The sequence below is a fragment of the Micromonospora sp. ATCC 39149 genome, from assembly GCF_000158815.1.
GTDB lineage: Bacteria > Actinomycetota > Actinomycetes > Mycobacteriales > Micromonosporaceae > Micromonospora.
In genome coordinates this window covers 4,826,390-4,848,090 of record NZ_GG657738.1, presented here as the reverse complement: position 1 = coordinate 4,848,090, position 21,701 = coordinate 4,826,390, and the positions used below count along the sequence as shown (strand labels likewise).

Annotated in this window: 22 protein-coding genes; 8 read left to right on the top strand and 14 right to left on the bottom strand. The window is 73.5% G+C overall.

Going from position 1 to position 21,701, the window contains the following annotated elements; translation table 11 throughout:
- Positions 1 to 75 precede the first annotated feature (75 nt).
- The 4 genes from MCAG_RS21150 to MCAG_RS21135 all read right to left on the bottom strand — a co-directional run bounded on the left by MCAG_RS21150 (position 76) and on the right by MCAG_RS21135 (position 4,237).
- Positions 76 to 1,860, bottom strand: a complete 1,785-nt coding sequence (locus MCAG_RS21150) for a glycoside hydrolase family 15 protein (protein ID WP_007075022.1) — start codon at positions 1,858 to 1,860, stop codon at positions 76 to 78.
- Between the two features lie 85 nt (positions 1,861 to 1,945).
- Positions 1,946 to 2,338 (bottom strand): cupin domain-containing protein, encoded by a 393-nt coding sequence (locus MCAG_RS21145; protein WP_007075021.1) that lies wholly within the window; start codon positions 2,336 to 2,338, stop codon positions 1,946 to 1,948.
- A 350-nt stretch (positions 2,339 to 2,688) separates the two neighbouring features.
- The gene (locus MCAG_RS21140; protein ID WP_050778029.1) at positions 2,689 to 3,087 is read right to left on the bottom strand and encodes a hypothetical protein; all 399 of its coding nucleotides are present in this window, start codon (positions 3,085 to 3,087) and stop codon (positions 2,689 to 2,691) included.
- A 256-nt stretch (positions 3,088 to 3,343) separates the two neighbouring features.
- The gene (locus MCAG_RS21135) at positions 3,344 to 4,237 is read right to left on the bottom strand and encodes a sulfotransferase domain-containing protein (protein WP_007075019.1); all 894 of its coding nucleotides are present in this window, start codon (positions 4,235 to 4,237) and stop codon (positions 3,344 to 3,346) included.
- Positions 4,238 to 4,324: 87 nt separating this feature from the next.
- Here MCAG_RS21135 and MCAG_RS21130 point away from each other — a divergent pair, with 87 nt between their 5' ends.
- Positions 4,325 to 5,509 (top strand): beta family protein, encoded by a 1,185-nt coding sequence (locus MCAG_RS21130; protein WP_007075018.1) that lies wholly within the window; start codon positions 4,325 to 4,327, stop codon positions 5,507 to 5,509.
- Positions 5,510 to 5,563: 54 nt separating this feature from the next.
- Here MCAG_RS21130 and MCAG_RS21125 read toward each other — a convergent pair whose 3' ends face one another.
- The 4 genes from MCAG_RS21125 to MCAG_RS21110 all read right to left on the bottom strand — a co-directional run bounded on the left by MCAG_RS21125 (position 5,564) and on the right by MCAG_RS21110 (position 8,761).
- Entirely contained in the window at positions 5,564 to 5,845 is a 282-nt protein-coding gene (locus tag MCAG_RS21125) for an adhesin (protein WP_007075017.1), read from the bottom strand.
- Positions 5,846 to 6,343: 498 nt separating this feature from the next.
- A complete protein-coding gene (locus MCAG_RS21120) occupies positions 6,344 to 6,676 on the bottom strand; it encodes a hypothetical protein (RefSeq protein ID WP_036374558.1) in 333 nt (110 codons plus the stop codon).
- A 170-nt stretch (positions 6,677 to 6,846) separates the two neighbouring features.
- Positions 6,847 to 7,779 carry a hypothetical protein gene (locus MCAG_RS21115; protein ID WP_232290243.1) on the bottom strand — a complete coding sequence of 311 codons (933 nt, stop codon included), beginning with the start codon at positions 7,777 to 7,779 and terminating at the stop codon, positions 6,847 to 6,849.
- A 388-nt stretch (positions 7,780 to 8,167) separates the two neighbouring features.
- Positions 8,168 to 8,761, bottom strand: a complete 594-nt coding sequence (locus MCAG_RS21110; RefSeq protein ID WP_007075014.1) for a pentapeptide repeat-containing protein — start codon at positions 8,759 to 8,761, stop codon at positions 8,168 to 8,170.
- Between the two features lie 67 nt (positions 8,762 to 8,828).
- Here MCAG_RS21110 and MCAG_RS21105 point away from each other — a divergent pair, with 67 nt between their 5' ends.
- Positions 8,829 to 10,061 carry a serine hydrolase gene (locus MCAG_RS21105; protein ID WP_036374554.1) on the top strand — a complete coding sequence of 411 codons (1,233 nt, stop codon included), beginning with the start codon at positions 8,829 to 8,831 and terminating at the stop codon, positions 10,059 to 10,061.
- Positions 10,062 to 10,302: 241 nt separating this feature from the next.
- Positions 10,303 to 10,947, top strand: a complete 645-nt coding sequence (locus MCAG_RS21100; RefSeq protein ID WP_007075012.1) for an NAD(P)-dependent oxidoreductase — start codon at positions 10,303 to 10,305, stop codon at positions 10,945 to 10,947.
- 129 nt (positions 10,948 to 11,076) lie between these two features.
- On the opposite strand, the gene MCAG_RS21095 is transcribed toward MCAG_RS21100, so the two are convergent.
- Both MCAG_RS21095 and MCAG_RS21090 read right to left on the bottom strand, forming a co-directional pair.
- Positions 11,077 to 11,541: a PPOX class F420-dependent oxidoreductase gene (locus MCAG_RS21095; RefSeq protein WP_007075011.1), complete on the bottom strand. Its 465-nt coding sequence runs from the start codon at positions 11,539 to 11,541 to the stop codon at positions 11,077 to 11,079.
- A gap of 23 nt (positions 11,542 to 11,564) precedes the next feature.
- Complete coding sequence (locus MCAG_RS21090) at positions 11,565 to 12,206, bottom strand: DUF6642 family protein (RefSeq protein ID WP_036374551.1); 642 nt, start codon at positions 12,204 to 12,206, stop codon at positions 11,565 to 11,567.
- Positions 12,207 to 12,523: 317 nt separating this feature from the next.
- Between MCAG_RS21090 and MCAG_RS21085 the strand changes: the two genes are divergently transcribed.
- Positions 12,524 to 13,315: a D-Ala-D-Ala carboxypeptidase family metallohydrolase gene (locus MCAG_RS21085; protein WP_036374549.1), complete on the top strand. Its 792-nt coding sequence runs from the start codon at positions 12,524 to 12,526 to the stop codon at positions 13,313 to 13,315.
- Positions 13,316 to 13,447: 132 nt separating this feature from the next.
- Here MCAG_RS21085 and MCAG_RS21080 read toward each other — a convergent pair whose 3' ends face one another.
- A complete protein-coding gene (locus tag MCAG_RS21080; RefSeq protein ID WP_036374546.1) occupies positions 13,448 to 13,939 on the bottom strand; it encodes a hypothetical protein in 492 nt (163 codons plus the stop codon).
- 246 nt (positions 13,940 to 14,185) lie between these two features.
- Here MCAG_RS21080 and MCAG_RS21075 point away from each other — a divergent pair, with 246 nt between their 5' ends.
- Together MCAG_RS21075 and MCAG_RS21070 are read left to right on the top strand one after the other, a co-directional pair.
- Positions 14,186 to 15,379, top strand: a complete 1,194-nt coding sequence (locus tag MCAG_RS21075; RefSeq protein WP_036374543.1) for an endonuclease — start codon at positions 14,186 to 14,188, stop codon at positions 15,377 to 15,379.
- A 146-nt stretch (positions 15,380 to 15,525) separates the two neighbouring features.
- Positions 15,526 to 16,377 carry an aldo/keto reductase gene (locus MCAG_RS21070; protein WP_007075007.1) on the top strand — a complete coding sequence of 284 codons (852 nt, stop codon included), beginning with the start codon at positions 15,526 to 15,528 and terminating at the stop codon, positions 16,375 to 16,377.
- Between the two features lie 28 nt (positions 16,378 to 16,405).
- Here MCAG_RS21070 and MCAG_RS35085 read toward each other — a convergent pair whose 3' ends face one another.
- Positions 16,406 to 16,912 (bottom strand): hypothetical protein, encoded by a 507-nt coding sequence (locus MCAG_RS35085; RefSeq protein ID WP_232290242.1) that lies wholly within the window; start codon positions 16,910 to 16,912, stop codon positions 16,406 to 16,408.
- Entirely contained in the window at positions 16,851 to 17,498 is a 648-nt protein-coding gene (locus tag MCAG_RS35080) for a globin domain-containing protein (RefSeq protein WP_232290241.1), read from the bottom strand. Before MCAG_RS35080 ends, MCAG_RS35085 begins: the two co-directional genes overlap by 62 nt.
- Before the next feature lie 240 nt (positions 17,499 to 17,738).
- On the opposite strand from MCAG_RS35080, the gene MCAG_RS21060 reads away from it, so the two are divergent.
- Both MCAG_RS21060 and MCAG_RS21055 read left to right on the top strand, forming a co-directional pair.
- Positions 17,739 to 18,647 (top strand): cellulose binding domain-containing protein, encoded by a 909-nt coding sequence (locus tag MCAG_RS21060; RefSeq protein ID WP_157548169.1) that lies wholly within the window; start codon positions 17,739 to 17,741, stop codon positions 18,645 to 18,647.
- Positions 18,648 to 18,803: 156 nt separating this feature from the next.
- Positions 18,804 to 20,333 carry a hypothetical protein gene (locus tag MCAG_RS21055; RefSeq protein ID WP_007075004.1) on the top strand — a complete coding sequence of 510 codons (1,530 nt, stop codon included), beginning with the start codon at positions 18,804 to 18,806 and terminating at the stop codon, positions 20,331 to 20,333.
- On the opposite strand, the gene MCAG_RS21050 is transcribed toward MCAG_RS21055, so the two are convergent.
- Complete coding sequence (locus MCAG_RS21050) at positions 20,285 to 21,610, bottom strand: AAA family ATPase (RefSeq protein ID WP_036374537.1); 1,326 nt, start codon at positions 21,608 to 21,610, stop codon at positions 20,285 to 20,287. The two genes, MCAG_RS21055 and MCAG_RS21050, sit on opposite strands and share 49 nt — an antisense overlap.
- Positions 21,611 to 21,701 lie beyond the last annotated feature (91 nt).

Here is a 21,701-nt window from a genome sequence, read left to right as displayed (position 1 = left end):
CGCCCCCTGGTAGGAAGGGCCCCTTGTCAACGCATTCGCTAGAGCAGGGGCCCCCTGCCAACAACGCCAGCCCGGTCAGGCCGTCGTCGGGTCGGTGAGCCGCCACGCGGAATTGATCAGCCCGATGTGCGACAGCGCCTGCGGCGTGTTGCCGAGGTGGGCGCCCGTGTGGGGGTCGATCTGCTCGGGGAACAGCCCCACGTCGTTGGCGTGGCCGAGGACCCGCTCGAACAGCCGCCGGGCCCGGTCCCGCTCGCCGGCCAGTTCCAGGCACTCCACCAGCCAGAACGAGCAGAGCAGGAAACCGGCGGGATCCGTGGACCAGCGCCGGACCAGCCCGTCGCCGGCACCCAGCTCGTGCTCGACCATCGCGATGGTGGCGCGCATCCGGGGGTCGCCCGCGTCGAGGAAACCCACCACCGGCAGGAACAGCGCCGAGGCGTCCAGCTCCGCCGAGCCGAAGGCCCCGGTGTACGCGCCGACCCGCTCGTTCCAGCCCTCCCGGAGCACGGTCGCACGGATCTCGTCGCGGATCGCCGCCCAGCGGCGCGGGTCGGCCCGCTCCCCGAGCCGGGGGGCCAGCGCCACCGCCCGGTCCAGCGCCACCCAGCAGAGCACCTTGGACGACAGGTAGTGCCGCTCGGCCTCGCGGGTCTCCCACATTCCCCGGTCCGGCAGCCGCCAAGTCACGGCGACCTGTTCGGCGAGGCCGACCACCATCTCCCGCAGTTCCTCGTCGAGTGCGTCGCCGAGCTGGTCGTGCAGCCGCCAGACCGCCGAGATCACCTCGCCCGGCACGTCGAGCTGGCGCTGCCGCCAGGCGTCGTTGCCCACCCGGACCGGCCGGCTGTCGGCGTACCCGCGCAGGTGGGGGCAGTCGTGCTCGGAGAGGTCCCGCTCCCCCTCCAGGCCGAACAGCACGGGCACCGGCGCCTCGCCGATGCGGCCGATCGAGCGGGCCGCCCAGGCGAACAGTCTGGACGCCTCCTCCGGGCAGGCCGCCACCCACAGGGCGCGCATCGTCATCGAGAAGTCACGCAGCCAGGAGAAGCGGTAGTCGTAGTTGCGGTCGCCGCCGACGCGCTCCGGCAGCGACGTGGTCAGCGCCGCGGCGACCGCGCCGCTGCGGGCGTACGTGAGGCCGGTGAGCACCACCGCGCTGTGCCGGACCTGGGGGGCGTACCGGCCGTCGTAGTGGTGCGACTCGCGGAACGCCTCCCACGCCCGGATCGTGTCGTCGAGCGCGGCGACCGGATCGAGGCGCACCGGCTGGTCGCCGTACGTCGGGGCGTACGCCAGGGTGAAGCCGACGGTCTGACCGGCCGCGACCGCGAACTCCTGCCGGACCCGGTCGCGGTCTGCGCTTAGGGCCGGGCCGGTGCCGCCCAGCACCAGGACGACCGGCCCGGCGGAGGCCAGGACACTGCCGTCGGCCTGTTCGTGCAGGTACGGCGTGAGCAACCCGTGCTCCGGTCGCGGCGCGAGGTCCAGACCCATCCGAACCCGGCCGGTGAGCCCCTCGACCACCCGGAGCAGCACGGCCGGAGAGTTCATCCCCAGTTCGTGACCGCGCGCGCCGACCTCGGCAGCGAGGGCGTCGGTGACCGCGACGCTGCCCGTGGGCGTGTGGTGGACGGTACGCAGCACCAGCGTGTCCGGCCGGTACGCCCGCTGCACCCGTGACGGCCCAAGCGGGGCGAGCCGCCAGTGTCCCGCCGCCGGATCCAGCAGCCGACCGAGGACGGCGGTCCCGTCGAACCGGTCCGGGCACCACCAATCGATCGAACCGTCCCGGCCCACCAGCGCGCCGGAGCGGCAGTCGGACAGGAACGCGTAGTCGGAGATCGGCGGCTGTTCCACCCGGCGGGGGTACCCACGCCGGGCCGGATCAGTCAGCGGCGGGTCCCGACCCGGCATCGGGGGAGGGAGCCGCGGCCCGCCGCGCTCAGGAGGTCGGCGGCTCGTCCTCGCCGGCCGCCTCCGCCGCGTCTGCCTCCTCCTTGGTGTGGTGGACGGCCTGGTCGGCGTGCTCGGGCGGGCCGTACACGGTGTAGAGCACCAGTGGGTTGGGGCCGGTGTTGACGAAGTTGTGCTTCGTACCGGCCGGCACCACCACCAGGTCGCCCTGGGCGACCTCCTTCTTCTCGCCGGCGACCCGGGCCTCGCCGGTGCCGCTGACGAAGGTGAGGATCTGGTCGATGCCCTCGTGGACCTCCTCGCCGATCTCGCCGCCCGGCGGGATCGTCATGATCACCAGTTGGGTGTGCTCACCGGTCCACAGCACCCGCCGGAAATCCGGGCTCTTCTCGGCGACGGTCGCGATCGTGAAATGTTCCATGGCCCGCACATACCCGGTCCCGCCCCGCGTCACGCCGGGAATGACGGATCGTGGAGTTTCCCACTGATCCGAGGTTTGAGCCCGCCCGGACGGGGCATCGAGGCCACGACCGGCGCACCCGGCCGGTCGGGCCAGGTCCCCGCCGGCGTACCGCCGCACGGCTGCGGTGGTGGGAGACGGCCGGAGCGCGGCGACGTTACGACCTTCGGGTCGCGGCGGCGCCGTGCGCTCGTTTCCTGGCGGGCAGCCGGCGTTTCCGGACGGGAGGCCGGCCCGCGCGGAGTGGACACCGACCGGCCCCCGCCGCGGGCTGCGACGGGGGCCGGGTTCAGCGGGGCGTCGGTGCGGGGTCAGGACGCGATGGCCAGGTGGAACGCCCGGTCGGCGGGTGCCCCCGCCGAGGTGAACGTCTGGACGAAGACACCGTTGGGCACACCGGCGCGACCGACGACGGCGATCTCGCCGCTGGGCGAGGCGCCGACGCTGCCGGGCAGGCCGATGGTCCCGATGTACGCGGACCGGGTCAGATCGTGGGAGAAGACGACCTCATAGATCCCGACACCGAGGCGGCTCGACGAGACCGTGCCGAAGCCGCGGACCAGTGAGCCGTTGGAGTTGATTACCGCGAAGAAGAGCTGCGCGGTCGGGGGCATTCCGTAGAGCGTGGCGGGGACGGCCAGCGCGGCCGCCGCGGCGACGGCCTCGGGGCTGGCGACGGGCTGGTCGGCGAGCTGCTTGGACTCGGACATGATGCGCTCCTTCGCGGCCGCCCGGTGGCGGGCGACCAAATAGAGGGATGTGATGAAAAAGTAGTGATCAGAGGTGAATTGGTGTTTCAATCTGATCAATACCTTTTGCTAGGCAAACACTAATCCGCCCTCCCCACCGCCAGACAACCCCCACGAATGTCCAATCATGGACAATCGACTATTTGATCACGCCTCTGAGCTGGAGAGACACTGTCCGATCACGGACTCGGGCCGCCTCGCGGCCACCCCGGCCGGCTCAGCGGCCCCGGTGCAGCCAGGCGAGCAGGTCCGGTGGGGCGAGGGCAGCGGTCCGCGCCCGGTAGCGGGCCAGCGTCGCCTCGTCGAGCAGTTCCCGCCCCTGCCCGGACCGGCCCCGCCGGAAGAAGGCGTGCCGATCCCTCAGCACGCCCGCCGGGTCCGGGACCAGGAGATCCGCCCGCTCACGCATCCGGTCGAAGGTGGCGGCCTCGACCAGTTCGGGCCAGCGCGGGGCCGGCACCTCGACGCCGAGCCGGTCGGCCAGGGCGCGCATCTGCCCCGCGAGGTCCGCAACCAGGTCGTCGTAGTGCACCAGGGTCACGTTGGACCGGTCGCGGCGGTTCCAGGCGTCGCCCAGGTGCCACAGCACCCCCTGGAGCGAGTCCAGCTCCGCGCGCGGGTCGGCCTCGCGGCCCACCCAGCGCCGCAACGACTCCACCAGCGGGGTACGCGGGGCGGGCGGCCCCGCCGGGGCGGGTTGACCGGTCAGCTCGGCCATCCGCGCCCGGTCGAGGTTGCCGCTCTGGTGCCAGAGCGAGACCGCCATGTCCAGGGGGTGCCGGGCCACCACCACGTAGTGAGCCCGGTCGTCCAGCGGCACCCCGTCGAGCGGGGTGTGGGTCTTGACGAACCGGCGGTGCGACTGGGCGGCGAGCCGGGCGTACACCTCGTCGCGGGGTTCGGCCAGCCAGTCCAGCCAGGGCGAGAGCCGCGACAGCGGAGCCGGCAGGTCGGGCGTGCCGAACACCAGCAGGGCGCAGATCATCTGCATCCAGGTGGTGCCGCTCTTGGACCGGGTGCTGACGACGATGTCGCCGTCGCGGTACGGGAAGCCGGTCCAGCGGGCGCTGTCCTCGTCGGACGACCGGTAACGGAAGGGTGCGTCGGGCATCCGGGGATCGTACGAACGAGCTCGGCTGGACGCCCGGCATTTGCCGCAAGCCCTGGGACGAGCGGCGATGTCTGGCTACATTGAAGTATGGTGCCCGCCCACGTGGGCCGGGCGGCGGTGCCGGTCTACCACCCCATCCTCGCCTGCCGCCGGGGCGAGCTCGAGGCGCTCCGCCACCTGGACAGTTCGGCGGCGGCCAGGCTCGCTCCCGTGCTCGACGTGTCCATGGTGGACGATGCCGTCGCGGAGTCGATCGCCCGCCTTCCGCCCGGGTTGCTGCCGGCGGTCGACGTGACCGCGCTGCCCGACGGGGCCGACACCGAACTGGCGCGGTGGAACGTACCCCTGGTGCCGGTGGCCGGGCTCGCGGACAGCGACACGCGGCTGGCCGCGCACGGCCTGGCGGCCCGGGTGTACGCCGGGCGGCTGGTGGTGCGGCTGCGGGCCGGCAGCGACCGGGCGGGCCCGGATGCGACGACGGCCGCGGTGGAACGGATCTGGCGGCTCACCCGGCTCGTCCCGGAGCAGTGCGAACTCCTCGTCGACGCCGGGGACGTCTGCTGCCCGGCGGACGTCCGGCTGGCTGAGCCGCGCGTCCGGCGGCTGGTGGGCTGGGCACGGCGGCACGCCTGGCGGGCGGTGACGGTGGCCGCCGGCGGGCTGCCGCCGACACTGTCCGGATATCCGACCGACGAGCCGGTCCGCCTGGAACGCTGGGACTGGCTGCTCTGGCGACGGCTGGCCGACCTCGGCGTCCGGTACGGCGACTACGCGGTCGGCTGCGCGGTGCCCGGCGGGGATGCGGCCGGGGACCGGCTGCCCACCGTCCGCTACACGACCGACAGCGCGTGGTGGCTCTACCGCTGGTCCCGCCGGGGCGGCCGGGGCGACGAGCGGGTGGCCGACCTGTGCCGGACGCTGGTCTCGGCGGCGCACTGGCCAACAGACGGCGCATCCTTCTCCTGGGGCGACCACGAGATCCTGCGCCGGGCCCGGCGGGTAGCCGGGGCCGGCTCGACGACGAACTGGGCGGCCTGGAGCACCTCGCACCACCTTGCGCACGTGCTGCGCCAGCTCCAGCAGCCGGCCGGCCAGGACGAGGCCGGGAAACAGCCGGCCCGGGGACACCGGCCCGGTGGATGGCCGCTCGGGGAGCGCCGGGACGGGGCGCGGCACGGCGGCGAGCGCCGCGGTGCCGGATGGCAGGCGGGGCCGGAACGCGGCCGGCCCGCCCGGCCGCGTTGGGACGGCGAGGCGGGGCGAGCCGGCTGAGCGTCGCGGCGCGAGCCGGCTGAGCGGGATGATTACGGCGCCCGGCGAGGTTGGCTACTGCTGCTCGGTGAAGCCGAACTGCACGATGCCCTCGTCGTCGACGGTGGCGTCGACCGAGGTGTCGGTGAGCAGGTCGGCGGCGTCGGAGTCGAGGAAGATCCGGGCGCCCTGGTGGTCCACCACCTGGTCGCCCTGGACCGGCTGGGGCACCAGCTCGATGGTGAGGGAGCCGGCGTCGGCGTCGGCGGCGATGCGCAGGCCGCCGCCCTCGGCGACGTCCTCCTGAGCGGCCAGGTCGCGGATCACCAGTATGGCGTTGTCGGTCATGGTCAGCATGGCGCACTCCTCGTGGATTCTCGGTTCGCGGTCGGCGCAGACCGGACTCAGCCCGCAGACGATCACACGGGGCAGCTCGGGTGACGGCAGGGCCCTCACCCGGCGGAACGGGGCCACTTCACGCGGACCCCTTCCCCCACCGTGCCCGCTCAGATTGCATCCGTCAAATAGACCGGCTTCGACCCAGCCCTACGCCGGAACCTGCTCCGAGCTGCCCGGATGCCCCCTACGCTGAAGCCATGGGCGATGCGAGAAGGCACGACAAGCGGTGCCACGAGCGCACCCGCCGGCCCGGATCCGGCACAAACCTTCGCCCGGCGGGGTTTCCCGGCAGAATCCTCCATGGCAGCATCAGCGCGTGAGCGTGGTGCCGGAGCCCCGTGCCCGCCCGGGTGGATGGGGTGCTCCTGGGCGGAGGCTGCCACCTGTCGGACCGGCCCGGACCCCTTCCGGGTGCGGAGGAAGGGGCCCGGGCCACCGGGCATCCCGGTGGGCGCGTCAGGCATCGAGGCGGTGCGGCGGGTGGACCGTGGCGGCCGGGTCGCCCCGCTCGATCAGCAGGTCGATCTCGGCGGCCCGCAGGCCCCGCAGGGCGAGCACCCGCCGCCCCCAGCGGTGCAGCCGACAGGGGTGCGGGTTGGCGTCGTTGCGGCAGACCGTCCCGCCGGACCAGCGCCGGGGCGCGTGCACGACGACCGCCCGGACCGCGAACTGGGCGTCCTCCCCCGTGACGTACGGCGGCAGCGGGATGTCCCGGAGCCCCTCCCCGGAATCCTCGCCGGCACCGGGGGAGACGGCGGGACGGACGGTACGGGTGGTGGTGCTGCTCATCGGACAAACCTCCACAGGGGACGGATGGACCGGGTCAGCGGAGAACCTACGACCGGCCGGAGGCGGCACGACGGACAAACTGTCCCGACCGGCGGGTAGGCCCGGCCCGGCCCGCCCCCGGCGCCCGTCCACGGGGCGGCGGGCGCACCCCGAGCGCCGGCCGGCCCCGCTCAGCGCAACGCCACCGCCTGGAGGTTCACGTTGCCGCAGCCGCCGAAGGTGGCCTCGACGGTCCAGGTGAGCAGCAGCTTCGCCCCCTTGGCAGCCCGGTACCGCACGGTGAACTCGGCGGTGTGGGTGGTGTGCGGGTCCTCCAGCCGGCGGACCGTCGCCGCGCCGCCGGTGGACAGCCGCGCCTCCAGCCGGGCGCGGGCCATCCACAAGCCGGCGTAGAGGCGCAGGGTGCGGGCCTCGCCGTCACCGTCGACGGCGAGCGTGAAGCCGCTGCCGACGCCGCAGGCGGAGACGCCGGTCGTGGTCGACGTGGCCGACGACACGGGCGCACCGTCGCGCCAGCTGAACGTCTCCGGGCTGACATCGTGGCCGACCCGGTCGCCGTGGCCGCCCTCGTCCAGGATCTCCCCCGAACCGTCGCGCTTGCGCACCGTCGAGCCGGCGCCGCGCAGTCCCCAGTGGACCCAGTCCCGGGTGCCCGCCGCGGTCAGGTCGACGTCGGCCGGTACGTCGGCCTGGGCGATGTCGAGATGGAACACCGGCGGCTGCGGCGCAGTCGGGCTCCGCACCGACGGCGACGGGGTCGGGGTCCGCTGGCGGGGACGCAGGCCGGGCGTGGCCGCGTCGGCGGGCAAGCCCGGCCGGTCCGCCACCGGGAACCCGCCGCTGGGCCGCCCGGCGGGCGCGGGCAGCACTTCGTCCGGCCCGGTGGCCGGGTCGCCCTCTGTACCGATGTACGTCCCGAACGCGACGAGGCAGGCGAACACCGTCAGCCCCTCGACCGCCCACCGCCGACGCTGCCGGGCGCGGGCCATCCGGCGCTGCTCCAAGCGGGTCCGACCATCGGCCAACTCCTCGGCACGGCGCAGCGGCCCGACCGGCCCCCGTTTACCAGGGCCGATGCCCCGAGTGAGGTCTTCCTGCGCCACGTGGCCTCCCCTCCCCACCCGGTGTTCCGGTCCCGGCGGCCGCCGCTCACCAGCGTGAGCCGTATCACGTTGACACCACCCCAGGCCGGACGCCAGGGTGCCCCGTCCGGCGTTTCCACTTCGTTACCGCCCGGCAGGAATCCGCGCACGACCAGCTCACCGGCGATCGGGCAACGCGCCACGGGCCGGCTCACCGGACGGGCGCGGGAACGTCGGCGGGGTCAGCCGGGCGGGCGCCGACGTCGCGGCGCAACCCCGGCAGGGCAGGGCACACCGCGACGTGCCGAGGCGGTGAGGCGCCGCCGGCTGCGCTGAGCGTACTGGAGGTCACGTTGAGCGCGAAAGCGGCGAAATCCACGAACCGGGTCGGGGTCGGTTGAGCCGCCGGTCAGCCGACCTGGAAGCCGAGGGCCCGGGCCAACTGCATCGCCTGCTCGGTGTCGATCAGCGCGCCGGCGCGCTGCACCACGGTCGGGTCGAGCGCCGACAGGTCGCTGCCGCGCAGGTCGGCGCGGGACAGCAGGGAGCCGTGCAACAGCGCACCGGAGAGGTCGACGCCGGTGACCGTCGCGTCCGTCAGATCCGCGCCGGTCAGATCCACCTCGCGCATCCGCACGTCGGTGAGGCACACCCCACGCAGGTCGGCACCAGGTAGCGCCACGAACGACCAGTCGCCGCCCACGACCCGCAGCGGACGCAGGCCGCACTGCTCGAAGCTGCTGCCGACCAGCTTGCAGCCGGTGAACTCGGCCTCGAACAGGTTGCACCGCTTGAAGACGCAGCGAGTGAAGGCCGAGTCTGCGTGCCGGGAGGCGTTGAACGCCACGTTGCCGAAGACGCACTCGGTGAAGACCGCGCCCCGGCTGACCGCCTCGGTCAGGTCGACGTGAAAGAACTCGCAGCGCACGAAGTGCCGGTCGGCCAGGTCCTCGGCGTACCAGTCGTCGTGGCGGAAGGTCGCGTCCTCGGTCGGCTCCGGCACCCGGCCAGCCTAGCGGTGGCCCACCGACGTCTTCCGCGCACCGCGTACCGGCTAGTACGTTCGGCGAGTGAGCGTGGCACTCAGCACCGAACCCGACCGCATCGGCTTCGATCCCGCCCGGCTGGCGCGGATCGACGAGCACTTCGGCAGGTACGTCGACGACGGTCGGCTCGCTGGCTGGCAGATCGTCGTAACCCGCCGGGGCGAGATCGCCCACTCCTCCAGCTACGGGATGCGCGACCGGGAAGCCGGCCTCCCCGTCGAACCGGACACCCTCTGGCGCATCTACTCGATGACCAAGCCGGTCACCTCCGTCGCGGCGATGATGCTGTGGGAGGAGGGCCGGTTCGAGCTCACCGACCCGGTCCACCGCTGGCTGCCCGAGTTCGCCGACGTCCGGGTCTACGACAAGGGCCCGCTGACGAAGCCGTACACGGTGCCGGCGGTCGAGCCGATCCGGATCTGGCACCTGCTGACCCACATGTCCGGCCTGACGTACGGCTTCGCCCAGGTCTCCGTCGTCGACGGCCTGTACCGGGCGGCGGGCTTCGACCTCGGCGTGCCCATCGGGGCCGACCTGGCCGCCGCCAGCCGGGGGCTGGCCGGGCTGCCGCTGCTGTTCCAGCCCGGCACGAGCTGGAACTACGGGGTCTCCACCGACGTGCTCGGCCGGCTGATCGAGGTGGTCTCCGGGCGGCGGCTCGACGATTTCCTCGCCGAGCGGATCTTCCGGCCGTTGGGCATGACCGACACCGGCTGGTGGGTCGAGGAGGCGGACGCCAAGCGGCTCGCCGCCCTGTACCTCTCGCACGCCGTGACCGGGCGGGCGACCCGCGCCGACGCGTTCGGCCGGCTCGCGCTGACCGAGCCGGACTTCCTCTCCGGCGGCGGCGGGCTGGTCTCCACCGCCGCGGACTACCACCGGTTCACCCAGTTCCTGCTGCGTGGCGGGGAACTGGACGGCGTACGCCTGCTCGGGCCCCGGACGGTGCGCTTCATGACCCGCAACCACCTGCCCGACGGCCGCGACCTGGCCTCGTTCTCTCCGACGGGCTTCGCCGAGACGGTCCTCGACGGCATCGGCTTCGGCCTCGGCTTCGCCGTGGTGCAGGACCCGGTCCCGTCCCGGGTGCCGAGCAGCGTCGGTGAGTACTACTGGGGCGGCATGGCCAGCACGGCGTTCTGGGTGGACCCGGTGGAGGAACTCACCGCCCTGCTGTTCACCCAGCTCATGCCGTCGAGCACCCACCCGCTGCGCCCCCAGCTACGCCAGCTCGTCTACTCCGCCCTGATCGACTGAGCCGGCCACGGCGCGGAAACGGGCACGATGCACGGGCCCGACGCGGAATCAGCGGAAGCGGGCCGCGCGGAATCGCGGGAACGGCACCACGCGGAATCGCGGGAACGGCACCGCCGGGCTCGGTCGGCTCCTAGCCTGGGTTCGAGCGACTCCCGGCCCGGGATGCGAGCGACCCGGCCCGGGAGGTCGGGCGGTGACGGCCGCGCGACGGGCGCGAAGCGGGAGGCGGAGGCAGTGGGCCATGAGCAACATCGTGGTGTTCGGTGCCGGGGGCACGGCGGGTTCGCGGATCACCGCCGAGGCGGTGAACCGGGGCCACCGGGTGACCGCGGCGGTCCGCCGCCCCGAGGCGACCAGTTACCTGCCGGCCGGGGTTGACCTGGTCACCGGGGACGTGACCTCGGCGCGCAGCGTGCGGGAGCTGGCCCCGACCGCGGACGCCATGGTCGTCGCCGTCGGCGGTGGCGAGGACCGGGCGCTGTGGCGGACCGCAGCGGAGAACCTCATCACGGTGCTGCGGGACGTGCCGAACCCACCCCGGATCATCCACGTCGGCGGTGGGGCGACCCTGCTGACGCCGAACGGCACCCCGTTCCTGGAGGAGCCGGACTTCCCCGAGGAGTACCGAAACTCCGCGCTGGGCCAGGCCGACGCCCTGGCCTGGTACCGCTCGGCGGCCAACGGGGTGAGGTGGACGTACGTCTCCCCGCCGCCGCTGGAGTTCCACCCCGGTGAGCGCACCGGCCGCTACCGCACGGGCACCGACGAGCCGGTGACCGACGAGCGGGGGCGCGCGGTGCTGAGCTACGAGGACCTGGCCGTCGCCGTCGTCGACGAAATCGAGCAGCCGCGCTTCGAGAACATGCGCTTCACCGCCGGCTACTGAGCCGCACCACGCGGGTCGACCCGGCTGCGCCCCGACCCGAACCGTGCGCGCCGGCCCGGCCGCGTGCTCGGTCGGCGAGGCGGGCCGGCCGCGCGTGCTCAGTCGGCGAGGCGGGCCGGCCGCGCGTACTCAGTCGGCGAGGCGGGCCGGGAAGCCGCCGGTGGCGATCGGGCCCCAGTCGTCGATGGTGACCCGGATCAGGGACTTGCCCTGCCGGGCCATCGCCGCCCGGTACTCGTCCCAGTCCGGGTGCTCGCCGGAGATGCTGCGGAAGTACCCCACCAGCGGCTCCAGCGCCTCGGGCAGGTCGAGCACCTCGGCGGTGCCGTCGACCTGCACCCAGGGGCCGTCCCAGTCGTCGGAGAGCACACAGGCCGAGACGCGGGGGTCCCGCCGGATGTTGCGCGCCTTCGCCCGCTCCGGGTACGTGGAGATCACCAGCCGGCCCTCGGGGTCCACCCCGCAGGCGACCGGGGAGGACTGGGGTCGGCCGTCGGACCGGGTGGTCATCAGCAGGACCCGGTGCCGGGGACGGATGAACTCGATCAGGGCGGCCCGGTCGACCCGGGTGTTACTCGCGATGCTGCGTGCCATACCCGTTTCTACCAGTAGCTTCGTCAGCGGGGACGGGCGGTGCTCCGCCCGGCCGTCGGCTGGGCGGGGACCCCGGGCCGGACGGTGGGCCGCCAGGCCCGCCCGTTGGCGTAGATCACCCGGAAGCCCAGGTACGCCCCCAGCGGGGCCCAGTGCGCCGAGCCCATCCGCAGCTCGGCGGCGTTGTGCCGCTGCCCGTTGGCGAGCACGTCGAGCAGCACGGTCTCGAAGGCCGCCGACTCCACCCAGTCGACCTCCCGGGTGAACCCGCAGATCAGCGCCGCGCCGGTCACGTCGAGGAAGTCGCGCAGCGCGGCGTCGGACGCGCGCAGCACCGAGCAGCTACCGAAGTAGAGCCGGCGGCCGTCGCAGCGGCCGGCCATCCGCTCGGCGACGTCGGAGAGGTCCACCGAGTCCCAGTCGGTGAGGCAGAGCCGGCTCGGTTCGCCGTGCATGGCGAAGAAGCCCACCCGGTAGTCGGCGTACTGCTTGAGCAGCCAGCGGTCGAGAAAGTAGAACAACTCGTCGCGGGTCGCCGCGTCCTTGTGGATGAACCGGATCTTCCCCAGCCGTTCCAGGAGTTCCAGGGTCGGCAAAACCGACCCGCGCTCGTGGAGATCACGGTGCCACTGCCCCTCGACACAGAAGACACCACCACGCGCCACCAGCCACCTCCCCCGACCCGGGTGACGTTACCGCCGGCCGCCCGGCCACCGGCACTCACCCTCCGTCGGCACAAAGTCACGTTTCCGCCGTGCCGCGCCGTCCATGCCGGAAAGACTGTGCCGGGCCCCCGAAGAATGCGATTGAACGGTACGCGGTCGGCGCTTTCTCCCAGCGCATGCTCAGGAACCAACAATTGCGAGGACAATTCCGGTTATCTGCCTCCGAACGGCCGGCGGAATGGGACCGTGGAACGGACGGGACGTCCCGGTCGATGCCCCGCTCCCACCCCATCGACGCTCATTTCGGGAGGACTTCCGTGCGTGCCGAAACCTTGCGACGGGCCGCCGTCGCGTTCGCGCTGACGCTTCCAGGGGCCGCCGTGGCCACGCTGGTCGCCGCCCCGGCGGCCCACGCCGACGGCTGCTACACGTGGACGCGGGATCTCTACGAGGGCCGTTCCGGCGAGGACGTCCGCCAACTCCAGATCCGGGTCGCCGGTTGGGCCGGCAGGCGGGACATCGTGGAGACCGACGGCAACTACGGCCCGAAGACCGCCGCGGCGGTCAGGCGCTTCCAGTCCGCGTACGGGCTGCCGGCCGACGGGATCGCCGGACCGCAGACGTACACGAAGCTCTACGCGCTTCAGGACGACGACTGCACGCCCGCGCACTTCAGCTACAGCGAGATGGACGACGGCTGCGGCCGGGGCGGATGGAGCGGGGGACCACTGTCGTCCGCGAAGACCAGGGACAACGCGCTGCGCGCCATGTGGAAGCTGGAGGCGCTGCGGCGCGGCCTCGGCGACGAGCCGCTGCGCGTCACCAGCGGCTTCCGCAGCGAGGTCTGCAACCGCCAGGTCAGGGGCGCGTCGAACAGCCAGCACCTCTACGGCAACGCCGCCGACCTGGCGGCCCCCAGCGGGTCGTCCCTGTGCGACGTGGCACTGCACGCCCGCGACCACGGGTTCAGCGGCATCTACGGCCCCGGCTACCCCGACCACGAGGACCACGTGCACGTCGACTCCCGCCGGGAGAACAACGACGACGGGATTCCGAACACGACCTCCTGGTCCGCGCCGGACTGCGGAATCGGCGCCGGCAACGACTGACCGGTGGGGACCGGACGGGACGCGCCGGCCCGGCCGCGCGGGGAAACCCCGCGGCCGGGCCGGCGGCGTCGGCGGTGCTCCGCCGCTTTGACCCCTCCGGCCTCGCGCCGGCGGACGGACCGCGTACCCCCGTCAGCTCGCCCGCGGCCAGCGCGGCGCGGTGGTGGACACCACCGGCCGGCCGGAACCGCCGGGCCGGATCACCGGCCGCCCGACGGGGTTGGGGACCCGACCCGGGGGTGTGGGAACCCGACCGGGGGGTGTCGGCATCCGACCGGCCTGCGTGCGCGCCGCAGGGGCGGCGGGCCGGTCGGCGCGCGACGGGCCGGTCGCCGTGAACGGGAACGGCACGTGCACGAACGGGTTGCCGTGCCGGATCAGGGCGTCGATCTGGCGCCCGTTGAGGCCGTGTGCCTCCAGCACCCGCCGGCCCCACCGGTGCAGGCGGCAGGGGTACGACGCGCCGTCGTTGCGGCACAGCGGCCCCGATGGCCACTCCTCGGCGGTGTGCACCACCACCGCCCGGACCGCGAGCCGGACGTCCTCGGGTGTCAGGGATGCCGGGACCGGCACCTCACCCAGTACTTGGTCGATGGGATCCGTCGACTGCTCACCAACTCGCACGGCAGGCCTCCCGCAGCTCGGCAGCAGTGCGGCCGACCCGCCGCACCACATCCTCGCGCAGTGGTACGGCGCACAGGGGCGATGAGTTCAATCGCGGCAGGCGGTTCGGCAGATCCTCCGCCGACAGCGCCCGCACCCCGTCGAAGCGGCCCTTGCGCAGCAGCTCCGGGGACGGGTGGTTTCACCCCCGTAAAGTTCCCCGGCGCTCTCCCGGTGTTCACACCCGCGCCGCTAACATCGCTGACCATGGATACAAAGGGCGTCACCCGCTCGCGGTCCGGGCGGTTGATCACGGCGTTCGCACTGGTCGTCACACTGGTGGCACCCGTCGTGGCGAGCACCTCCGCTTCGGCGACGACCACGCTGACCGTGGCCCAGGCGCTGGCCGCCCAGGACGGCCGCACGGCCACCGTCACCGGGTACGTCATCGGCCAGCCGACGGCGGCGACCACGGTGATCACCTCCGGCTACACGGCGGACACGGCGATCGCCATCGCCGACACCGCCGCCGAGACCGGCACGAGCAGAATGCTCTACGTCCAGGTGACGACCGCGTACCGGAGCACCTTCGGGCTGCTGACCAACCCGGGGCTGCGCGGCAAGCAGATCACCACCACCGGGACGCTGACCGCGTACTTCAGTCACGGCGGGCTGAAGAGCCCGACCACGATGAGCCTCGGCGGCGGCACCCCGAGCCCGACGCCGACGGCCCCGCCCACCGCGGCGCCCAGCCCGACCGGCGGCGGGCCGTACGACTCGACGTACTACGCCAGCGCGATCGGCAAGACCGGGACCGCGCTGCGCAGCTCCCTGCACGCCATCATCAAGACGCAGACGAAGCTCAGCTACGACCAGGTGTGGGAGGCGTTGAAGGACACCGACCAGGACCCGGCCAACGCCAACAACGTCCTGTTGCTCTACACCGGCCGCTCGCAGAGCAAGACCAGCGCCGGCGGCGGCGCGGACGACTGGAACCGCGAGCACGTCTGGGCCAAGTCGCACGGCGACTTCGGCACCGCCACCGGGCCCGGCACCGACGTGCACCACCTGCGCCCCGAGGACGTCTCGGTGAACTCGACGCGCGGGAACAAGGACTTCGACACCGGTGGCAGCGCCGTCCCGGAGGCCCCCGGCTGCTACACCGACGCCGACTCGTTCGAGCCGCGCAACGCGGTCAAGGGCGACGTCGCCCGCATGATCATGTACATGGCGATCCGGTACGAGGGCGACGACGGCTGGCCGAACCTGGAGATGAACCACTCCGTCTCCAACGGCACGTCCCCGTACCTGGGCAGGCTGTCGGTGCTGCTCGCCTGGAACCGGGCCGACCCGCCGGACGCCTTCGAGCAGCGCCGCAACCAGCGGATCTACGAACGCTGGCAGGGCAACCGCAACCCGTTCGTCGACCACCCCGAGTGGGCCACCGCCATCTGGGGCTGACCCGCGCCCCGGGCCGCCCGGTTGTCGAGATCACCCGACCCGGACCGCGCGAAACCGACAGGCTGGGGTAGGAAACCGGGTGGCACGGCCCGGTCGCGCGACCTCCGCGCGCCCACGGGCCCCTGACGATGGGAGAGACTGCCGAGATGGCGAACACGGTCCCCGACATTGCGCTCAACGACGGCAACACCATCCCCCAGCTCGGCTTCGGGGTGTACCTGATCCCGCCGCAGGACACCGCCGAGGCCGTCGGCCGGGCCCTGGAGATCGGCTACCGGCACATCGACACCGCCGAGATGTACGGCAACGAGGCCGAGGTCGGCCAGGCGGTGCGCGACTCTGGCCTGGACCGGGACGACGTCTTCGTCACCAGCAAGCTGAACAACAGCTTCCACCGCCCGGACGACGCCCGTCGGGCGTTCGACGCCACGCTGGCGGCGCTGAAGATGGACCACATCGACCTGTTCCTGATCCACTGGCCGCTGCCCACCCGCTACGACGGCGACTTCGTCTCCACCTGGAAGGTGCTGGAGGAGTTCCGCCGCGACGGCCGGGCCCGCTCGATCGGCGTGTCGAACTTCCAGGTGCCGCACCTGGAGCGGCTGGCCGCCGAGGCGGACGTGGTCCCGGCGGTCAACCAGATCGAGGTGCACCCGTACCTCGGCAACGAGGAGGTGCGCGCGTACGGCCACAGGCACAACATCCTCACCGAGGCGTGGTCGCCGATCGCCCAGGGTAAGGTGCTCGACGACCCGACCCTGATCGACATCGCCGAGCAGCTCGGTCGGACCGTGTCCCAGGTGGTGCTGCGCTGGCACGTGCAGCGCGGCGACATCGTCTTCCCCAAGTCGGTCAACCCGGAGCGGATGGCGGAGAACTTCCAGATCTTCGACTTCGAGCTGGACGACGCGACGATGGACCGGATCACCGTCCTTGACCGGGGCGAGGCGGGCCGACAGGGCCCGCACCCGGACACCTTCGACTACGTGCCCGCCTGAGCACGGGGCGCCGGAGCGGCGGTTTCCGTCACCGGTGGAAGTCGTCCGGCAGGTGGATGCGGTCGGCGGGCACCCCCGGCGGCGAGCAGCCGCAGCCGCGCCCCGGCCACCATCGGGCGGTGGCCCCGCACAGGTGGACCTCCTGATCGGCCGTGTGGTGACGCAGGGCGACGGTGAGCGAGTCGCCCTGCTCGGCCGGGCCGGCCGCCGGGTCGTGGGAGTACGCGGGCACCACGGTCAGCCACTCGTGGGCGGCCTCCAACTCCTCCAGGGTGGCCCGGTCGTACAGGGCGACCGGGGTGCGGGCCCCGGCGACCAGGGTCACCCGCCGGCCGTCCGGGGCGGCGGCGAGCTGCTCGACGAGGGCGCGCAGCGGCGCGAGCCCGGTGCCGCCGGCGACGAGCAGCAGGTCGTGCCAGGGACTGGGGTCGAGTAGCAGGCTGATCCCGCAGGGCGGGCCGAGCAGGAGCGATTCACCGGGGCGTACCTCGCCCACGAGGGTGCCGGAGACGGCGCCGGCGGCGACGGCGCGCACGTGCAGCTCGACCGTGCCGTCGGGGCGGGAGCGCGTTCGCCGGGGAGTACCACCGCCAGACGCCGGGACGGCGCGGGGTGCAGACGGGCATTGCCTGTCCCGGCCGGTACGGCAGCGGTCGCCGCGGGCGTACGGTGAGCACGGCGACGCCGTCGGCGGCCGGGTCGCGGGCGACCACCTCGGCGGGCCACCACGCCGGCCCGTCGCCGACCCGGGCGGCGGCCCGGCGCACGGCGGTGACCACCCGCCGGAACCCGCGCTCCCAGTCGGCGGCGAGGGCGCTCGTCCAGTGTGCCCGGTTCTCCCGGGCGACGGCGGCGAGCAGTGCGTCGCCGAGCACGTCGGCGTGCTGCGGCAGCAGGCCGACGCGGCGGTGGGCCCGGGCCAGGACCGCCAGCGCCGCGGCCCGCCCGGCCGCGTCGTCGACGCCGCCGGCCAGCCGGCCCAGCGCGGCGAAGACCACTGTGTGCTCCCGCCCGCCGAGCAGCCCGGGCAGGCGATCACTCACGGTGTCCAGAAAGTTGGCGGCGGCCCGGTCAACGGCGGCGACGGTCGCCGCCCAGGAGGGCCCGAGATCGGCGCTCACCTCCTGAATCGCCTCCGCCACCGTGACTGTCGGCCCCGCTCGCAGCTCCGTCGTCTTCACGGCCATGGGTACGGGACGTGGCCATCGATGGTTCACCGCCTTGACCGGCGGTGATGCGATGATGACCCAAGGTTCGCCGCGGTTGCGCCACTGGTGAGCCAGGACCCTGCACGGTCGGACGGCAACATCGGGCCGGATATCCATACCCATCGACACTGTTCGACGTCTACGCTGCCTGCCATGCGTGCCCGCCGCGTCACCGCCACAGCTGCCGTCGCCGCCCTACTGAGCCTGCTCGCCGTCACCGCCGCCCGGGCCGATGACAGCCCGGCCCTCACCACGCCCGGCGCGCCCGTCGTCGTGGCCAACGAGCCGCACCAGCTCACCCTCACCTGGGCGCCATCGGCCTGGGTGGGCGAGCCGGGCGGCACGGAACCCATCACGTACCAGGTGCTGGTGCCGCTGGGCCCCAACACGTACCGGGGTCTGGGCAGCACACAGACGCCCTCGATCACCCTGACCGACCTGCCGCCGGGCACCGAGTACCGGATCGCGATCCAGGCGTACACCATCGGCGGATACTCGGACACGTCGGCGGCCACCGCCCTGCGCACCGCCTACGGCCGGGCGAAGGTCAGCTACCTCAACCTCGACTGGTCGCCGACGGACAACCAGGTCCAGTTCGTCGCGCAGGTCGTCAACACCGGCACGCAGCCGCTCGACCTGAGCACCGTCCGGGTGGACTACCACCTGCGCTTCGAGGGCGGCAACACCTCGCTGGTGACCCAGTGCGACTGGGCGGCGATGGGCTGCGGCCGAATCGAGCGGGAGCTCTACTACTACCTGCCGCCCGCGCCACCGCCCCCGCCGCCGGGAAGCGCCCCCGCGCCGAGCCCCACCCCGACGCGGTACCCCGTGCCGGGCACGCCGGTCCCCGGCCACGTCCGGCTGACGTTCACCGACGGGGTGCTCGCCCCCGGTGAGTCGAGCGGGCCCATCCAGCTCCGCTTCCACCGGCAGAACTGGACCGCCATCGACGAGCGGGACGACCCGAGCTGGCGGGCCGCCACCGGCGCCTGGGGCGACAACAGCCGGATCACCCTCGACGTCGACGGCGTCCGCGAGTTCGGCGACCAGTACGCCGGCTGAGCCCGCCCCGGGGGGCGACGGCCGGAATTACCTTTGAGTAGGTTGGCGCCCCCCTGCGAGCATCCCCCTGATTCGCCCGACCCTGAGGTAGCTTCTACTCCGCGCGCGACACCCTTCGCGGACGACGCGATCCGATCGTCCACGTTCACTTTCCTCGTGAAGGGCCCAACGGCGGACATGGCCGAACCCCTCGAACCATACGTACCCGACCCTACGCTCAGGGCAGCCCTGGAAGACTTCGGGCACCAGTGCCACCGGGAGATCAGCGTCCCGCCGCAGACGCGCCTCGATCGGGGCTACGGCGGGGCCACGCTCTTCGTCGCGAGGCTCACCGAGCCGGTGCCGCCAGGCAGGACGCTCACCCGGAAGGTCTTCGTCAAGGTCCTGCCGGCCCGCTCGCGGAACCGGGAGGTGCGCGGCCAGCACCGGGCGCGCGCCGCGCCGGGGGACTTCGCGAGGCGGCACCTGGCCGAGCAGATCTTCCCCCCGATCGACCTGCGCGACGGCCGCCGGCTCATGTTCGAGGAGACGACCACCGGCGGCGCCCGGGTGCGGGCCCTGGACGAACTGGACGGCGACGACCTGCTCGCCGCGTTCCGGGCCGTGCTGGAGGCGGTACTGCACGAGTGGAACGGCGTCGAGCCGACCCCCGGGAGGACCCACCCGCCGACCCGCGCCACCGCACTCGGCCCGTACCTCGAACGGGAACTGAGGGCGGCCGGCACGTGGGAGAAGGTCCACGACGCGATGAGCATCTTCGGCTTCCACAGTGGCGCCGAGTCGCTGCTCATCGACTCGCGGCCCCTGCCCAACCCGCTGCGGGCCCTGGACCCCGCATCGCCGTACCACCGCCAGCCGATCGACTTCCATCCCGGCTTCGCCCACGGCGACCTGCACGGCGGCAACGTGCTCGTGCCCTGCGGGGCCGACGGCAGGCCGTACCCCGAACGGTTCTCGCTGGTCGGGCTGAGCGCCATCGACGCGGAGGCCCCGCTGACCCGGGACCTCGCCGCCCTGCTGCTGGCCACCGTGCTCCGGTACGTCCCGAGCCTCACCCGCGACGAGTCCGAGGCCCTGATCACGTACCTCGTCCACCCGCAGCGAGGGCGACCGGGCACGCTGCCCGGACCCGTCGCGGAGCTCGTCCGGATCGCCGACGAGGTGGGAACCGCCTACGCCCGACCGCCCGGCGGGACGCCCACGTGGCGCAGGCAGGCCCGCCTCTCCCTGATCGCCCAGGCCCTGACCTGCACCACCTTCGAGGACCTCAGGCCCGGCCGGGGCCTGTGGTGCCTCCGGCTGGCGGCGCGGACCATGCAGGCGCATCTCGACGAGCACCCCCTCCCGTCCGCCGCCGTACCGGCTCCGCCCACCGCCGTGGGCAGGTGGCCGGTAAGCCCACCGGCGATCCCCCGCCGGGAGACGGACACCGCGCACCCCCGCCAGCGGTCCGACGCCGACCCACCGGACGCCGGCCCTGTCGCCCCACCTGTCGTTACCGCACGGCGGGTGGGCCCGCGCGGGAGGTCACCGCGCCGGATGCTCCTGTGGTGCGTGCTCGCGGCGGCACTGCTCGCGGCGGTGGGCATCGCGGTGTGGGTGCTCGACCCGCTGGCGATGCCCAGGCGGGCGGGGAATCAACCGGCGAACACGGGATTAGCCAGCTTCGCCAGGAGATGCTGGTGAGCCTCCCAGCCGTCCGGAAACTTGACCGGGACGTCGAGGTGCACCGGCTCGGTCGACGGGTGCGCGTCCAGCAACTCCGCGATGCCCGCCCGCGCCACCACCACGCACGCGTGCCGGTGCCGGGACGTCAGCACGCACAGCCGCCCCGACTCCAGGTGGAACGCGGTCGCGTCCCGCCGCCCCGACAGCGGGTGCAGCACGATCGTCACGTCGTACTCCCGGCCCTGGAGCCGGTTGGCGGTGTCCACGGTGACGCCCGCCCCGGCCTCGCCGAGGTGCCCACGGATGGCCGCGACCTGGTCGCGGTGCGCCGCCCCGACGGCGATCCGGTCTGCGGTGACCGGCGCGCCGGCCGGCGCGTGTTCGGAGACGGCGACCGCGCCGCGCGCCAGCACCCGCAGCGCCAGCGCGGCGCACGCGGCGGCGACCTCGGAGTCGGTACGCGGGGTGTGCCGCTCCGGCAGCTCGTAGAGCGCCCAGCCCGACGACGCCGCCAGCTCCACCGCCGCGTCCACGGCGTCTCCCGGCCCGGCCTCGGTGAACGCGAGCACCCGGTCGTCGTGGCCGGTGCCGGCGCGGAACCCGGTGAACGGGTAGAACGCCGCCGCGACCACCGGCGCCGCCGAGGCCGGCAGTCGCCACGACACCGGCAGCCGGTGCACCGGTAGCTGCGGGTTGTGCCGCAGCAGCACCGACACCGCGGACTGCATCGGGTCCCAGGTCAGGCCCGTCCAGCGCAGCGTCTCGAGGGTGGAGAACGGGTCGAGCTGCCCGGGGTCCCCCACGAACAGGGCCCGCTCGAACCTGCCGGCCACGCGCAACAGGGCGTCCGACCGCATCTGGTACGCCTCGTCGACGATCGCCCACGGCCAGGAACCGTCGGTGACCGTGGCCCACTTGGCGGCCGTACCGACGATGACGGCCGGCTCGCCGAGGTCGGGGACCTTCGCGGCCACCCTGACCGTGGCGTGCCCCTTCACCCGGTCGGTAGGCCGGTACTCGGTGGCGGAGAGCCGGCCGATGCGCAGCTCGGGGGCCTTGCGGGCGAGCCGGTCGACGAGGTCGTCGACCTGCTCGTTGGTCTGCGCGATGATGATCAGCGGCTCGCCGGCGGCGGCGAGTTCGACGGCGGCGCGGACGACGAGGGTGGACTTGCCGGCACCGGGCGGCGAGTCGACGACCACCCCCCGGTGGTCACCGGAACGCAGGTCGGCCAGCACCGCCGTGACGACCCGCTCCGCCTCGACGGACGGCGGCACCTCCAGCCCAGCACGCATCGATTCCACCTCCCATGGGCGTCTCGGCACACTACCGGCACCAGCCCTGCCTGCATGCGCCCCTGCCCACCCGGCGGGTCCGTCGCCGACT

Excerpts from the sequence above, each read along its gene's own strand:
- MCAG_RS21145 (WP_007075021.1), bottom strand. The coding sequence starts at position 2,338 with ATGGAACATTTCACGATCGCGACCGTCGCCGAGAAGAGCCCGGATTTC.
- MCAG_RS21140 (WP_050778029.1), bottom strand. The coding sequence starts at position 3,087 with ATGTCCGAGTCCAAGCAGCTCGCCGACCAGCCCGTCGCCAGCCCCGAG.
- MCAG_RS21135 (WP_007075019.1), bottom strand. The coding sequence starts at position 4,237 with ATGCCCGACGCACCCTTCCGTTACCGGTCGTCCGACGAGGACAGCGCC.
- MCAG_RS21130 (WP_007075018.1), top strand. The coding sequence starts at position 4,325 with ATGGTGCCCGCCCACGTGGGCCGGGCGGCGGTGCCGGTCTACCACCCC.
- MCAG_RS21125 (WP_007075017.1), bottom strand. The coding sequence starts at position 5,845 with ATGCTGACCATGACCGACAACGCCATACTGGTGATCCGCGACCTGGCC.
- MCAG_RS21120 (WP_036374558.1), bottom strand. The coding sequence starts at position 6,676 with ATGAGCAGCACCACCACCCGTACCGTCCGTCCCGCCGTCTCCCCCGGT.
- MCAG_RS21100 (WP_007075012.1), top strand. The coding sequence starts at position 10,303 with ATGAGCAACATCGTGGTGTTCGGTGCCGGGGGCACGGCGGGTTCGCGG.
- MCAG_RS21095 (WP_007075011.1), bottom strand. The coding sequence starts at position 11,541 with ATGGCACGCAGCATCGCGAGTAACACCCGGGTCGACCGGGCCGCCCTG.
- MCAG_RS21075 (WP_036374543.1), top strand. The coding sequence starts at position 14,186 with ATGGATACAAAGGGCGTCACCCGCTCGCGGTCCGGGCGGTTGATCACG.
- MCAG_RS21070 (WP_007075007.1), top strand. The coding sequence starts at position 15,526 with ATGGCGAACACGGTCCCCGACATTGCGCTCAACGACGGCAACACCATC.
- MCAG_RS21060 (WP_157548169.1), top strand. The coding sequence starts at position 17,739 with ATGCGTGCCCGCCGCGTCACCGCCACAGCTGCCGTCGCCGCCCTACTG.
- MCAG_RS21050 (WP_036374537.1), bottom strand. The coding sequence starts at position 21,610 with ATGCGTGCTGGGCTGGAGGTGCCGCCGTCCGTCGAGGCGGAGCGGGTC.